Source organism: Pseudomonas sp. GG8 (genome assembly GCF_052976945.1).
Map to the genome: position 1 here is coordinate 351,383 of NZ_JBRIIP010000001.1, position 12,907 is coordinate 364,289.

Sequence of the window (12,907 nt, forward strand, 5' to 3'; positions counted from 1 at the left end):
CTATGAATAGCGGCTTTACCCACATCACCGTACTGCTTGATGAAGCCGTAGAGGCTCTCGCGGTGCGTGCCGATGGCTGCTACCTGGATGGCACGTTTGGGCGTGGCGGACACAGCCGTTTGATATTGCAGCACCTGGGGCCGGGCGGTCGTTTGCTGGGATTCGATAAAGACCCCCAAGCAATTGCCACCGGGCAAGCGCTGGCGGCCGAAGACGGCCGCTTTGTCATTGTGCAGCGCAGCTTTGCCGAGCTGGGTTCTGAACTCGAAAGTCGCGGTCTGGCAGGCAAGGTCAGCGGTATATTGCTCGACCTTGGCGTGTCCTCCCCACAACTGGACGACCCAGAACGCGGTTTCAGCTTCATGAACGACGGTCCGTTGGACATGCGTATGGACCCAACGCGTGGCATCAGCGCCGCCGACTTTATCGCCACTGCATCAGCAGAAGAAATCGCTCGCGTGTTCAAGGAGTACGGCGAAGAGCGCTTCGCCAAGCGCATGGCAAATGCCGTGGTTCAGCGTCGTGAGACTCAGCGTTTCGAACGCACGGGTGATCTCGCGGAAGTGCTCAAGGTTGCCAACCCCGCGTGGGAAAAAGGCAAGAATCCAGCGACCCGTGCGTTCCAGGGCTTGCGTATCCACGTCAATAACGAGCTGGGCGATCTTGAAACCGGGCTTGAAGCTGCACTTGAAGCGCTGGAAATCGGTGGCCGGCTGGTTGTTATAAGCTTCCACTCGCTGGAAGATCGCATCGTCAAACTGTTCATGCGCAAGCTCGCCAAAGGCGAAGCCGACAAAATGCCCCGCGACCTGCCAATTCGGTTTCAGGCGTTTGATCCAAAAATCAAAATTCTGGGCAAGGCGCAGTTTGCCTCCGAGACTGAAACCAAAGCCAATCCACGTTCGCGTAGCGCTGTCATGCGTGTGGCGGAGAAGCTCCGGTGAGCCGCCTTTTCCTCAAGCCTCTACCTGGCGGTAGTTTCATTATGTTGCTGCTGTTCCTTGCCGTGTTGGTTTCGGCGATCGGTGTGGCTTACAGCGCCCACTGGAACCGGCAGTTACTTAACTCCTTGTACTCCGAGTTGAGCGTGCGTGACAAGGCGCAGGCAGAGTGGGGTCGGCTGATTCTTGAACAAAGCACCTGGACCGCCCACAGCCGGATTGAAACGCTGGCCAGCGAACAACTCAAAATGCGTATTCCCAGCGCTGCTGAAGTGCGGATGGTGGCGCCATGATGAAGCTCGAGGGCGCCCTCTATCCCTGGCGCTTTCGCGTGGTGGTGGGGCTGCTGGGCATTATGGTGGGCGCGATCTGCTGGCGCATCATCGATCTGCAGGTGATAGACCATGACTTCTTGAAAGGTCAGGGCGATGCTCGCAGCGTACGACACATCCCTATCCCGGCTCACCGTGGCTTGATCACCGACCGTAACGGCGAGCCATTGGCGGTCAGTACTCCTGTGACGACGCTGTGGGCCAACCCGAAAGAAATGCAGCAGGCTAAAGAGAAATGGCCTGCGCTTGCCGCCGCTCTGGGGCAGGACGCAAAACTGCTCGGCGACCGTCTGGATGCTCAGGCCGGTAAAGAATTCATCTACCTGGTTCGCGGCCTGACGCCGGAACAAGGTCAAGTCGTGCTCGACCTGAAAGTCCCTGGTGTCTATGGCATCGAAGAGTTCCGGCGTTTCTATCCGGCGGGCGATGTCACTGCACACATGGTGGGCTTCACCGACCTGGACGACCATGGTCGTGAAGGGGTCGAACTGGCGTATGACGACTGGCTTGCCGGTGTACCGGGTAAGCGACAGGTCATCAAGGACCGGCGCGGACGACTTATCAAGGATGTTCAGGTTACAAAAAACGCCAAGGCCGGGAAGACCTTGGCTTTGTCTATTGATCTGCGCCTGCAATACCTGGCCACCCGCGAGTTGCGCAACGCCATTCAGGAAAACGACGCCAAGGCTGGCAGCCTGGTGATCATGGACGTGAAGACTGGCGAAGTGCTGGCCATGGTCAACTCACCGACCTACAACCCCAACAACCGTCGCACCATGGTGCCGGCGGCGATGCGTAACCGCGCCATCATCGACGTGTTCGAGCCGGGCTCGACCATGAAGCCGATCTCCATGACCGCCGCTCTGGACAGTGGTCGCTGGAAACCTACCGACAAAGTCGAGGTTTACCCTGGCACGCTGCAGATCGGCAAATACACCATTCGTGACGTTACCAAGACCGAGGGCCCGATCCTCGATTTGACCGGGATCCTGATCAACTCCAGTAACGTCGGTATGAGTAAGGTGGCCTTCGACGTCGGCGGCGAAGCGATTTTCCGTGCGATGCAGCGAGTCGGGCTGGGCCAATACACTGGCTTGGGTTTCCCTGGCGAGCGCGTTGGCAATTTGCCTAACTACCGTGAGTGGCGCAAAGCAGAAACCGCAACCTTGTCATATGGCTACGGTCTGTCGGTCACCGCGTTGCAGTTGGTGCACGCCTACTCCGCGCTGGCCAACAATGGCCGTATCGTGCCGCTGACCATCCTGAAAACCGACACGCCACCGGAGGCTACTCAAGCGATTCCGGAGGCTACCGCAAAAACAGTACAAGGCATGTTGCAGCAAGTGATCGAAGACCCGCGCGGTGTGTTCCGCGCTCGTGTGCCGTCCTACCATGTGGCCGGCAAAAGCGGTACCGCACGTAAAACAGCGGTGGGCACCAAGGGTTACGCCGAAAACTCCTATCGCTCTTTGTTTGCGGGCTTTGGTCCGATGAGCAACCCGCGGTACGCGGTAGTCGTGGTCATCGACGAACCCGGCAAAGCGGGCTACTACGGTGGACTGGTGTCGGCTCCAGTATTTAGCAAGGTCATGTCCGGCACGCTGCGACTGATGAACGTTACGCCGGATAATCTGGCACCAATTCCCACGCAGGAACAAGTCAATGCTGCGCCTGTTGTTAAAGGAGGGCGTGGTTAATGCCTGTTAGCCTGAACAAGATCTTTGCCCATGCCGACCGCGATCTGTTGATCCGCGAGTTGACCCTCGACAGCCGTAATGTACGTGCCGGCGATCTCTTTCTGGCGGTGCCGGGCGGCAAGCTCGATGGTCGTGCGCATATCGCCGATGCACTCAAACGGGGCGCTGCCGCAGTTGCTTATGAAGTTGAAGGCGCAAGCGTTTTACCCATCACTGATGTGCCGTTGATTCCGGTCAAGGGCTTGGCTGCACAACTGTCCGACATCGCCGGGCGCTTTTATGGTGACCCGAGCCGCAGTTTGAATCTGGTGGGCGTCACCGGCACTAACGGCAAAACCAGTGTCACCCAGTTGGTCGCGCAAGCGCTGGATCAGCTTGGGCAGCACTGTGGGATTGTTGGCACCCTGGGCACCGGATTTTATGGTGCGCTGCAAAGCGGCCGCCATACCACGCCTGATCCAATAGCCGTGCAAGCGACGCTGGCCGATTTGAAGAAAGCGGGCGCTCGTGCGGTGGCGATGGAAGTGTCTTCCCATGGACTGGATCAAGGGCGTGCGACTGCGTTGGCGTTCGACGTTGCAGTGCTGACCAACCTGTCCCGTGACCACCTGGACTACCACGGCACGATGGAAGCCTACGCAACCGCCAAGGCGAAATTGTTTGCCTGGCCCAATCTGCATTGTCGAGTGATCAATCTGGATGACGATTTCGGTCGGCAACTGGTCAAAGAACGACAAGAGTCGCGCCTGATCAGCTACAGCCTTGACGATCCCCGTGCAGACCTTTACTGCCGTGATGCACACTTCGATGACGATGGCGTGCGCGCTATCCTGGTCACCGCGCAAGGCGAGCACAACCTGCAAAGCAGCCTGCTGGGGCGTTTCAACCTGAGCAACGTGCTGGCGGCGGTCGGCGCGTTGATGGGCCTGGACTACGCGCTAGATGAAATTTTAAGCGTGCTGCCGAAACTGGAAGGCCCGATCGGTCGCATGCAGCGCTTGGGCGGCGGCACCCAGCCGTTGGTCGTGGTTGATTACGCACACACACCCGACGCACTGGAAAAAGTCCTCGAAGCACTGCGCCCGCACGCCAAGGGCCGGCTGATGTGCCTGTTCGGTTGTGGCGGGGATCGAGATCGCGGCAAGCGTCCGTTGATGGCTGAAGTGGTTGAGCGGCTGGCGGATTTGGTTGTGGTCACCGATGACAATCCACGGACAGAGGTGCCTGCGCAGATTTTCGATGACATCCGCCAAGGGTTTGTTGCCGTCGATAAAGTCAGCTTCGTTGCCGGTCGCGGCCAGGCGATTGCCCAATTGATTGCCAGCGCCAGCGCGGCGGACGTGATCGTGTTGGCAGGCAAAGGTCATGAGGACTACCAGGAAATCGAGGGGCAGCGTCATGCGTTCTCCGATCTGGAAGAAGCCAGCAAAGCCTTGACTGCATGGGAGGTGGCACATGCTTAAGCCACTGACGTTCAGTCAACTGATCGCGCCACTCGCTGCCCGTCAGGTCAATGCGGATTGCAGCTTTACCGGTGTCAGCATCGACAGCCGCGCCATTGTTCCGGGCCAGTTGTTTATAGCGCTGACCGGTCCACGTTTCGACGGCCATGATTATCTCGATGACGTCGCGGGCAAAGGCGCGGTCGGTGCGTTGGTCGAGCGTGAGGTCGCAGGTTCCGTTCTGCCGCAACTGGTGGTCGAAGATACCCGTCAGGCGCTGGCGCAGCTCGGTGCACTGAATCGCAATGCGTTCGACAAGCCGCTTGCCGCGATCACCGGTTCCAGCGGTAAGACCACGGTCAAGGAACTTCTTGCGAGCATTTTGCGCACGCGCGGGCCGGTACTGGCCACTCGCGGTAATTTGAACAACGACCTGGGGGTCCCACTGACCCTGCTTGAGCTGGCGGCTGAACACACGGCCGCCGTGATCGAGCTGGGCGCCTCGCGTGTTGGCGAAATTGCCTACACCGTCAGCCTGGCCAAACCCCATGTCGCACTGATCACCAATGCCGGAACCGCCCATGTGGGTGAGTTCGGCGGCCCGGAAAAAATTGTCCAGGCCAAGGGTGAAATTATCGATGGCCTCGATCCAGCCGGTATCGCGGTACTCAATCGTGATGACAAGGCCTTCGCCATCTGGCACGCACGGGCGGATGGACGCCAGGTCGTGAGCTTTGCCTTGAGCGACGACGTTGCTGATTTCTACTCGCGTGATCTGACCCGCGATGCTCGCGGGTGCCCAAGTTTCACATTGCACGGTCCGTCCGGCGCGGCGACTGTCCAGCTCAACCTGCTGGGCACGCACAACGTCACCAATGCACTGGCTGCTGCTGCGGCGGCGCATGCGTTGGGTGTTTCGCTGGAAGGTATCGTTGCAGGATTGAATGCGGTACAGCCGGTCAAAGGTCGCGCGGTCTCGCAACTGACCCCTAATGGTATCCGCGTAATCGACGACACATACAACGCTAACCCCACCTCAATGTGCGCTGCCGTTGATATACTCGCCGGCTTTTCCGGGCGCACCGTCCTGGTGCTCGGGGATATTGGCGAGCTGGGCGAGTGGGCTGAAGAAGGCCATCGCCAGGTCGGCGCATACGCTGCGGGCAAGGTGTCGGCGTTATACGCGGTAGGGCCTCTTATGACTCATGCCGTGAGCGCTTTTGGCCAGCATGCTCGCCACTTCGCTAACCAGACTGACCTGATCGCGGCGCTGGGCGCCGAGCAGGACACTAATACCACTATTTTGATCAAGGGTTCGCGCAGCGCTGCGATGGAAAACGTCGTCGCGGCTTTGTGTGGTTCTAGCCGGGAGAAACACTAATGCTGCTGCTGCTGGCGGAATATCTGCAACAGTTCTACAAAGGCTTCGCGGTCTTTCAATACCTGACCCTGCGCGGGATTCTCGGCGTGCTCACTGCATTGTCGCTCTCGCTGTGCCTGGGTCCATGGATGATTCGCACCCTGCAGAATCGCCAGATCGGCCAATCGGTACGTAATGACGGTCCTCAGTCGCACCTGTCCAAATCGGGCACGCCGACCATGGGCGGGGCGTTGATCCTTTCAGCGATTACCGTCAGCACCCTGTTGTGGGCTGACCTGAGTAACCGTTATGTCTGGGTCGTGTTGATCGTCACGTTGCTGTTCGGTGGCATTGGTTGGGTCGACGATTACCGCAAAGTGATCGAGAAGAACTCCAAGGGTTTGCCTAGCCGCTGGAAATACTTCTGGCAGTCAGTGTTTGGCCTCGGCGCGGCGATTTTCCTTTATACAACTGCGCCCAGCGTGGTTGAAACCACCTTGATCGTGCCGATGTTCAAGGACGCCAGTATCCCGCTTGGCATTGGCTTCATGGTCTTGACCTACTTCGTGATCGTCGGTTCGAGCAACGCGGTCAACCTGACCGACGGCCTCGACGGTCTGGCGATTCTGCCGACGGTGATGGTTGGCGGTGCGCTGGGTATCTTCTGCTACTTGTCGGGTAACGTGAAATTCGCTGAATACCTGCTGATCCCTTATGTACCGGGCGCGGGTGAACTTATTGTGTTTTGCGGCGCGTTGATTGGCGCAGGCCTTGGCTTTCTTTGGTTCAACACGTACCCGGCGCAAGTGTTCATGGGCGACGTCGGTGCCCTGGCGCTGGGCGCCGCACTGGGCACCATCGCGGTGATCGTTCGTCAGGAAATCGTCCTGTTCATCATGGGCGGTGTATTCGTGATGGAAACCCTTTCAGTCGTGATCCAGGTCGCGTCCTTCAAGTTGACCGGTCGTCGTGTGTTCCGCATGGCACCGATTCACCACCACTTTGAACTCAAAGGCTGGCCCGAGCCGCGCGTGATTGTCCGTTTCTGGATCATCACCGTGATTCTGGTGCTGATCGGCCTTGCCACCCTGAAGCTGAGGTAGAACGAGTGTCTCTGATCGTTTCTGACCACTTCCGCATCGTTGTCGGCCTCGGCAAGAGCGGCATGTCCCTGGTTCGCTTCCTGGCGAAGCAGGGTGTGTCGTTTGCTGTGGCTGATACGCGGGACAATCCGCCTGAGTTGGCGACGTTGCGTCAGGACTACCCGCATGTGGAAGTACGTTGCGGCGAGCTGGATGTGGAGTTTCTCTGCCGTGCCGACGAGCTGTACGTAAGCCCCGGTCTGGCATTGGCGACCCCTGCATTGCAGCAAGCGGCGGCCCGTGGCGTGAAATTGTCGGGTGATATCGAGTTGTTCGCGCGTAACGCGAAGGCGCCCATCGTTGCAATCAGCGGTTCGAATGCGAAAAGCACGGTCACCACGCTGGTGGGTGAAATGGCGGTCGCAGCGGGTAAACGCGTTGCGGTCGGTGGCAACCTCGGCACTCCGGCGCTGGACTTGCTCGACGACTCGGTCGAGCTTTACGTGCTCGAGCTCTCCAGCTTCCAGCTTGAAACCACTGACCAGCTCGGCGCCGAAGTGGCGACCGTGTTGAATGTCAGCGAAGATCACATGGACCGTTACAGCGGTCTACCGGCTTATCACTTGGCCAAGCACCGGATTTTTCGTGGCGCCCGGCAAGTGGTGGTCAATCGTCAGGACGCACTGTCGCGGCCTCTGATCGGTGAAGGCCTGCCGTGCTGGACCTTCGGTCTGAATACACCAGATTTCCACGGCTTCGGTCTGCGCGAAGAGAACGGCGAAAAATACCTCGCCTTCCAGTTCGACAACCTGATGCCGGTCCGCGAGCTGAAAATTCGCGGCGCGCACAATCAGTCCAACGCCTTGGCTGCGTTGGCGCTTGGGCATGCGGTGGGCTTGCCGTTCGACGCCATGCTCAGCGCCTTGCGCACCTTCACCGGCCTAGCGCATCGCTGCCAATGGCTGCGGGAGCGTGCAGGTGTCAACTATTACGACGACTCCAAGGCCACCAACGTTGGCGCCGCGCTGGCTGCCATCGAAGGCTTGGGCGTGGATATCGCGGGCAAGTTGGTGTTGATCGCAGGTGGAGATGGCAAGGGTGCTGACTTCAGTGCCTTGCGTGCCCCTGTCGCCGCCTATTGCCGCGTGGTTGTGTTGTTGGGCCGCGATGCTGAATTGCTTGCCAAAACCTTCGGCGATGCGGTGCCTTTAGTCCGCGTCAAAACCCTGGACGAAGCTGTGCAACGTGCTGCCGAATGGGCGCAGAGCGGGGATGCGGTATTGCTGTCTCCCGCCTGTGCCAGCCTGGACATGTTCAAGAATTTCGAAGAGCGCGGGCGTGTGTTCGCTCATGCCGTGGAGGGCTTGTCATGATTCTGGGTGTGATCAAGCCTTATCCATCGCCGCTGATCAGCGGTCGCGGCATTGATGTCGACTTTCCGATGTTGGCCGGTTGCCTTGCGCTGCTGGGCCTGGGCCTGGTGATGATCACTTCTGCCTCGTCAGAAGTGGCCGCCGTGCAGTCCGGCAACCCGCTATACATGATGATGCGTCACCTGGTGTATCTGGTCATCGGTTTGGGCGCCTGTGGCGTGACCATGATGATTCCGGTTTCAACCTGGCAGCGCCTGGGCTGGCTGATGTTGATTGGCGCCTTCGGCTTGCTGGTGATGGTATTGGTGCCGGGGCTGGGCCGTGAGGTTAACGGTTCGATGCGCTGGATCGGCTTCGGGATGTTCAACGTCCAGCCTTCGGAAATCGCCAAGGTTTTCGTGGTGATTTTTCTTGCCGGTTACCTAGTACGGCGCCAGCAGGAAGTCCGCGAAAGCTGGATGGGCTTCTTCAAGCCATTCATCGTTTTGCTGCCCATGGCAGGTTTGCTGCTGATGGAGCCGGATTTCGGTGCCACCGTGGTAATGATGGGGGCTGCTGCTGCGATGCTGTTCCTCGGTGGCGTAGGGCTGTTCCGCTTCACCCTGATGGTGGTGTTGGCGGTGGGCGCGGTGTTCGTGCTGGTTCAAGCGCAGCCCTATCGTATGGCGCGCCTGATCACCTTCACCGACCCCTGGTCCGATCAGTTTGGCTCCGGTTATCAGCTGACCCAGGCCCTGATTGCCTTTGGCCGTGGCGAATGGTTCGGCGTCGGTCTGGGTAACAGCGTGCAGAAACAGTTCTATTTACCTGAAGCGCACACCGACTTCGTGTTTGCCGTGCTCGCGGAAGAGTTGGGCGTGGTTGGCTCGCTGATCACTGTGGGCCTGTTTGTATTCGTCAGTATCCGGGCCATGTACATCGGCATGTGGGCCGAAAGGGCCAAGCAATATTTCGCTGCCTATGTGGCTTACGGTCTGGCGTTCCTGTGGATTGGTCAGTTCCTGATCAACATTGGCGTAAACGTCGGGCTACTGCCGACTAAAGGCCTGACCTTGCCCTTCCTCAGTTATGGCGGCAGTTCGTTGGTGATCTGCTGCGCAAGCCTGGGCTTGTTGCTGCGCATCGAGTGGGAGGCGCGGACCAATACCGGCAGTGAAGAAACGGAATTCAATGAAAGCGACTTCACCGAGGAGCCGACCCATGGGCGCTAACGTGCTGATCATGGCGGGCGGTACGGGTGGGCACGTCTTCCCGGCGCTGGCCTGTGCGCGCGAGTTCCAGGCCCGCGGCTACCGCGTGCACTGGCTCGGCACGCCGCGCGGTATCGAAAACGAACTGGTCCCTCAAGCGGGCTTGCCGCTGCATTTGATCAACGTGACCGGCCTCCGGGGCAAGGGCGTGATTTCGCTGTTGAAAGCGCCGTTTGTGCTGCTCAGGGCGTTGCTGCAGGCGCGCAAGATCGTCCGTCAGTTGCAACCGGTCTGCGTACTGGGAATGGGCGGTTTTGTCACCGGCCCTGGCGGCTTGGCAGCGAAATTGGCGGGGGTACCGCTGATCATTCATGAACAGAACGCCGTCGCCGGTACAGCCAATCGCAGCCTGGCGCCGTTTGCCACTCGTGTGTGCGAAGCCTTCCCGAATACGTTTTCGGCTTCGGCAAAACGCCGTACCACCGGCAACCCGGTACGCACCGAGTTGTTTCTCGAAACGCCGCGTCAGGCGCTGGGCGGACGTAAAGCCCGTCTGCTGATCCTTGGCGGAAGTCTGGGCGCTGAACCGCTGAACAAACTGCTGCCTGCTGCATTGGCACAGGTGCCGCTGGAGTTGCGACCTGAAGTGTTTCATCAGGCCGGCAAGAATCATGACCAGATCACCGCAGAGCGCTATCGCACTGCCGATGTCGAGGCGCAAGTGGCGCCCTTCATCAAAGACATGGCTCAAGCCTATGGCTGGGCCGACCTGGTGGTTTGTCGCGCAGGCGCGCTGACCGTCAGTGAACTGGCTGCGGCTGGCCTGCCGTCGCTGTTGGTGCCGTTGCCCCACGCGATCGACGACCACCAGTCCCGTAATGCCGACTATCTGGCCCGCGAAGGTGCAGCCTTCGTCATGCCACAAGCGACAACTGGCGCAGCCGAAATGGCCGCACGCCTGAAAGAGGTTTTGATGCAACCCGAACAATTGAACAACATGGCCCGCACGGCTCGCCACCTGGCCAAACCTGACGCAACGCGCACTGTGGTCGATATCTGTCTGGAGGTGGCTCATGGTTGAGAGCAAGAGGGCGATGCCCCAGCCGGAAATGCGCCGCATCCGTCGCATCCATTTCGTCGGTATCGGCGGGGTGGGCATGTGCGGTATTGCCGAGGTTCTGCTTAACCTGGGCTACAAAGTGTCCGGCTCCGACTTGAAGTCTTCACCAGTGACTGAACGTCTTGAATCGTTCGGCGCCAAGGTGTTTATCGGCCATCGCGCCGAGAACATCGCGACGGCTGACGTGCTTGTGGTCTCCAGTGCAGTCAATACCGCGAACCCGGAAGTCGCTACGGCTCTGGAACGTCGCATTCCTGTGGTCCCGCGTGCCGAAATGCTGGCCGAACTGATGCGCTATCGCCACGGCATCGCAGTCGCTGGCACGCATGGCAAAACCACCACCACCAGTTTGATCGCTTCGGTGTTCGCGGCCGGTGGCCTGGACCCGACGTTCGTTATCGGTGGTCGCCTGAATGCTGCTGGAACCAACGCTCAGTTAGGCACCAGCCGTTACCTGATCGCTGAAGCGGATGAAAGCGACGCCAGCTTCCTGCACTTGCAGCCGTTGGTGGCCGTGGTCACTAACATTGACGCCGACCATATGGCGACCTACGAAGGCGACTTCAACAAACTGAAGAAAACCTTCGTCGAGTTCCTGCACAACCTGCCGTTCTATGGGCTGGCCGTGGTGTGCATCGATGATCCAGTGGTGCGTGAAATTCTGCCGCTGATCAAGCGTCCGACGCTGACTTACGGCTTCAGCGAAGAAGCCGACGTACGCGCCATCAACGTGCGTCAGGAAGGCATGCTGACTTACTTTACGGTGCTGCGTCGTGACCGCGCGCCGCTGGATGTCTCGGTAAACATGCCGGGCAACCACAACGTTCTGAACTCGTTGGCGACCATCGCTATCTCTACCGACGAGGGCGTCAGCGACGAGGCTATCGTCCAGGGGCTGTCAGGCTTCCAGGGTGTTGGTCGACGCTTCCAGATCTATGGCGAGCTGCCGGTCGAAGGCGGCAATGTGATGCTGGTCGACGACTACGGCCATCACCCGCGTGAAGTGTCTGCGGTAATCAATGCTGTCCGTGGCGGCTGGCCGGATCGTCGTCTGGTCATGGTTTACCAGCCTCATCGCTTCAGCCGTACTCGCGACCTTTACGATGACTTCGTGCAAGTACTGGCCGAAGCCAACGTGTTGTTGCTGATGGAAGTCTATCCAGCCGGTGAAGAACCGATTCCAGGTGCCGACAGTCGCAACTTGTGCCACAGCATTCGTCAACGTGGTCAGCTGGACCCGATCTACATCGAGCGTGGCGTCGAGTTGGCACCGCTGGTCAAACCACTGTTGCGTGCTGGCGATATTTTGCTGTGCCAGGGCGCCGGTGACATTGGTGGCCTCGCGCCGCAACTGCTTCGAAGCCCGCTGTTTGCAGGTGCTGTCGTGGCCCCGACCGAGGGGAAACTGAAATGACTTCAACCCTGCAATCCACCTTGTTGTCCACGCTCGAACCCAAGGCTTTCGGCCGTGTCGCCGTCCTGTTTGGTGGTAAAAGCGCTGAGCGCGAAGTGTCGCTGAAATCCGGTCAGGCAGTGCTTGAGGCCCTGCAAAGTGCAGGTGTCGACGCGTTCGGCATCGACGTCGGTGACGACTTCCTGCAGCGTCTGGTCAGCGAAAAAATTGATCGTGCTTTTATCGTCTTGCACGGTCGTGGCGGCGAAGACGGCAGCATGCAAGGCCTGCTGGAGTGTCTGGATATCCCCTACACCGGCAGCGGCGTACTGGCTTCTGCGCTGGCCATGGACAAGTTGCGGACCAAGCAGATCTGGCAAAGTCTGGGCTTGTCGACACCTCGGCATGCCGCATTGAGCACTGAGGCTGATTGTATTTCTGCGGCAACGGAACTGGGCTTCCCTTTAATCGTCAAACCTGCCCATGAAGGTTCGAGTATCGGTATGGCCAAGGTGACCAGCGTCGATGAGTTGATCGCCGCATGGAAAGCTGCCAGCACCTACGATTCACAAGTATTGGTCGAGCAATGGATCCAGGGTCCGGAGTTTACTATCGCGACTCTGCGTGACCAGATATTACCGCCCATCGGTCTGGGCACTCCCCACAGTTTCTACGACTACGACGCCAAGTACCTGGCTTCCGATACTCAGTATCGGATCCCTTGCGGGCTCGACAGTGCAAAAGAACAAGAGCTTAAAGATCTTACTGCGCGTGCTTGCGAGGCCGTTGGCATTGCAGGTTGGGCGCGTGCGGACGTTATGCAGGATGCTGATGGCAAGTTCTGGTTGTTGGAAGTGAACACCGTCCCCGGCATGACCGATCACAGTCTGGTCCCGATGGCGGCACGAGCGGCGGGCCTGGATTTTCAGCAGTTAGTGTTAGCGATTCTGGCTGACAGTGTCGAGGCGCGAGGTTAA

At 59.2% G+C, this 12,907-nt stretch carries 11 protein-coding genes; all 11 read left to right on the forward strand.

Annotation, left to right across the window (positions count from 1 at the left end; all coding sequences use genetic code 11):
- The first annotated feature begins 2 nt into the window (after nucleotides 1-2).
- Genes rsmH through ACVBEG_RS01835 form a run of 11 tightly spaced genes read left to right on the forward strand, consistent with a single transcriptional unit; the run spans nucleotide 3 to nucleotide 12,907 of the window.
- Nucleotides 3-944 (forward strand): 16S rRNA (cytosine(1402)-N(4))-methyltransferase RsmH, encoded by a 942-nt coding sequence (rsmH, locus tag ACVBEG_RS01785; protein WP_322182853.1) that lies wholly within the window; start codon nucleotides 3-5, stop codon nucleotides 942-944.
- A complete protein-coding gene (gene ftsL, locus ACVBEG_RS01790) occupies nucleotides 941-1,234 on the forward strand; it encodes a cell division protein FtsL (RefSeq protein WP_322181823.1) in 294 nt (97 codons plus the stop codon). Before rsmH ends, ftsL begins: the two co-directional genes overlap by 4 nt.
- Nucleotides 1,234-2,970 (forward strand): peptidoglycan D,D-transpeptidase FtsI family protein, encoded by a 1,737-nt coding sequence (locus tag ACVBEG_RS01795; RefSeq protein WP_322182851.1) that lies wholly within the window; start codon nucleotides 1,234-1,236, stop codon nucleotides 2,968-2,970. Before ftsL ends, ACVBEG_RS01795 begins: the two co-directional genes overlap by 1 nt.
- Complete coding sequence (locus ACVBEG_RS01800) at nucleotides 2,970-4,433, forward strand: UDP-N-acetylmuramoyl-L-alanyl-D-glutamate--2,6-diaminopimelate ligase (RefSeq protein WP_330201038.1); 1,464 nt, start codon at nucleotides 2,970-2,972, stop codon at nucleotides 4,431-4,433. Before ACVBEG_RS01795 ends, ACVBEG_RS01800 begins: the two co-directional genes overlap by 1 nt.
- A complete protein-coding gene (locus tag ACVBEG_RS01805) occupies nucleotides 4,426-5,793 on the forward strand; it encodes a UDP-N-acetylmuramoyl-tripeptide--D-alanyl-D-alanine ligase (protein WP_322181819.1) in 1,368 nt (455 codons plus the stop codon). Before ACVBEG_RS01800 ends, ACVBEG_RS01805 begins: the two co-directional genes overlap by 8 nt.
- Nucleotides 5,793-6,875 (forward strand): phospho-N-acetylmuramoyl-pentapeptide-transferase, encoded by a 1,083-nt coding sequence (gene mraY / locus ACVBEG_RS01810; protein ID WP_322181817.1) that lies wholly within the window; start codon nucleotides 5,793-5,795, stop codon nucleotides 6,873-6,875. The genes ACVBEG_RS01805 and mraY overlap by 1 nt, the downstream gene beginning before the upstream one ends.
- Before the next feature lie 5 nt (nucleotides 6,876-6,880).
- Complete coding sequence (murD, locus tag ACVBEG_RS01815; RefSeq protein WP_322181815.1) at nucleotides 6,881-8,227, forward strand: UDP-N-acetylmuramoyl-L-alanine--D-glutamate ligase; 1,347 nt, start codon at nucleotides 6,881-6,883, stop codon at nucleotides 8,225-8,227.
- Nucleotides 8,227-9,438: a putative lipid II flippase FtsW gene (ftsW, locus tag ACVBEG_RS01820; RefSeq protein ID WP_219062358.1), complete on the forward strand. Its 1,212-nt coding sequence runs from the start codon at nucleotides 8,227-8,229 to the stop codon at nucleotides 9,436-9,438. Before murD ends, ftsW begins: the two co-directional genes overlap by 1 nt.
- Entirely contained in the window at nucleotides 9,428-10,498 is a 1,071-nt protein-coding gene (gene murG / locus ACVBEG_RS01825) for an undecaprenyldiphospho-muramoylpentapeptide beta-N-acetylglucosaminyltransferase (protein WP_322181813.1), read from the forward strand. The genes ftsW and murG overlap by 11 nt, the downstream gene beginning before the upstream one ends.
- Nucleotides 10,491-11,951: a UDP-N-acetylmuramate--L-alanine ligase gene (gene murC, locus ACVBEG_RS01830; protein WP_322181811.1), complete on the forward strand. Its 1,461-nt coding sequence runs from the start codon at nucleotides 10,491-10,493 to the stop codon at nucleotides 11,949-11,951. The genes murG and murC overlap by 8 nt, the downstream gene beginning before the upstream one ends.
- Nucleotides 11,948-12,907: a D-alanine--D-alanine ligase gene (locus tag ACVBEG_RS01835; RefSeq protein ID WP_447107298.1), complete on the forward strand. Its 960-nt coding sequence runs from the start codon at nucleotides 11,948-11,950 to the stop codon at nucleotides 12,905-12,907. Before murC ends, ACVBEG_RS01835 begins: the two co-directional genes overlap by 4 nt.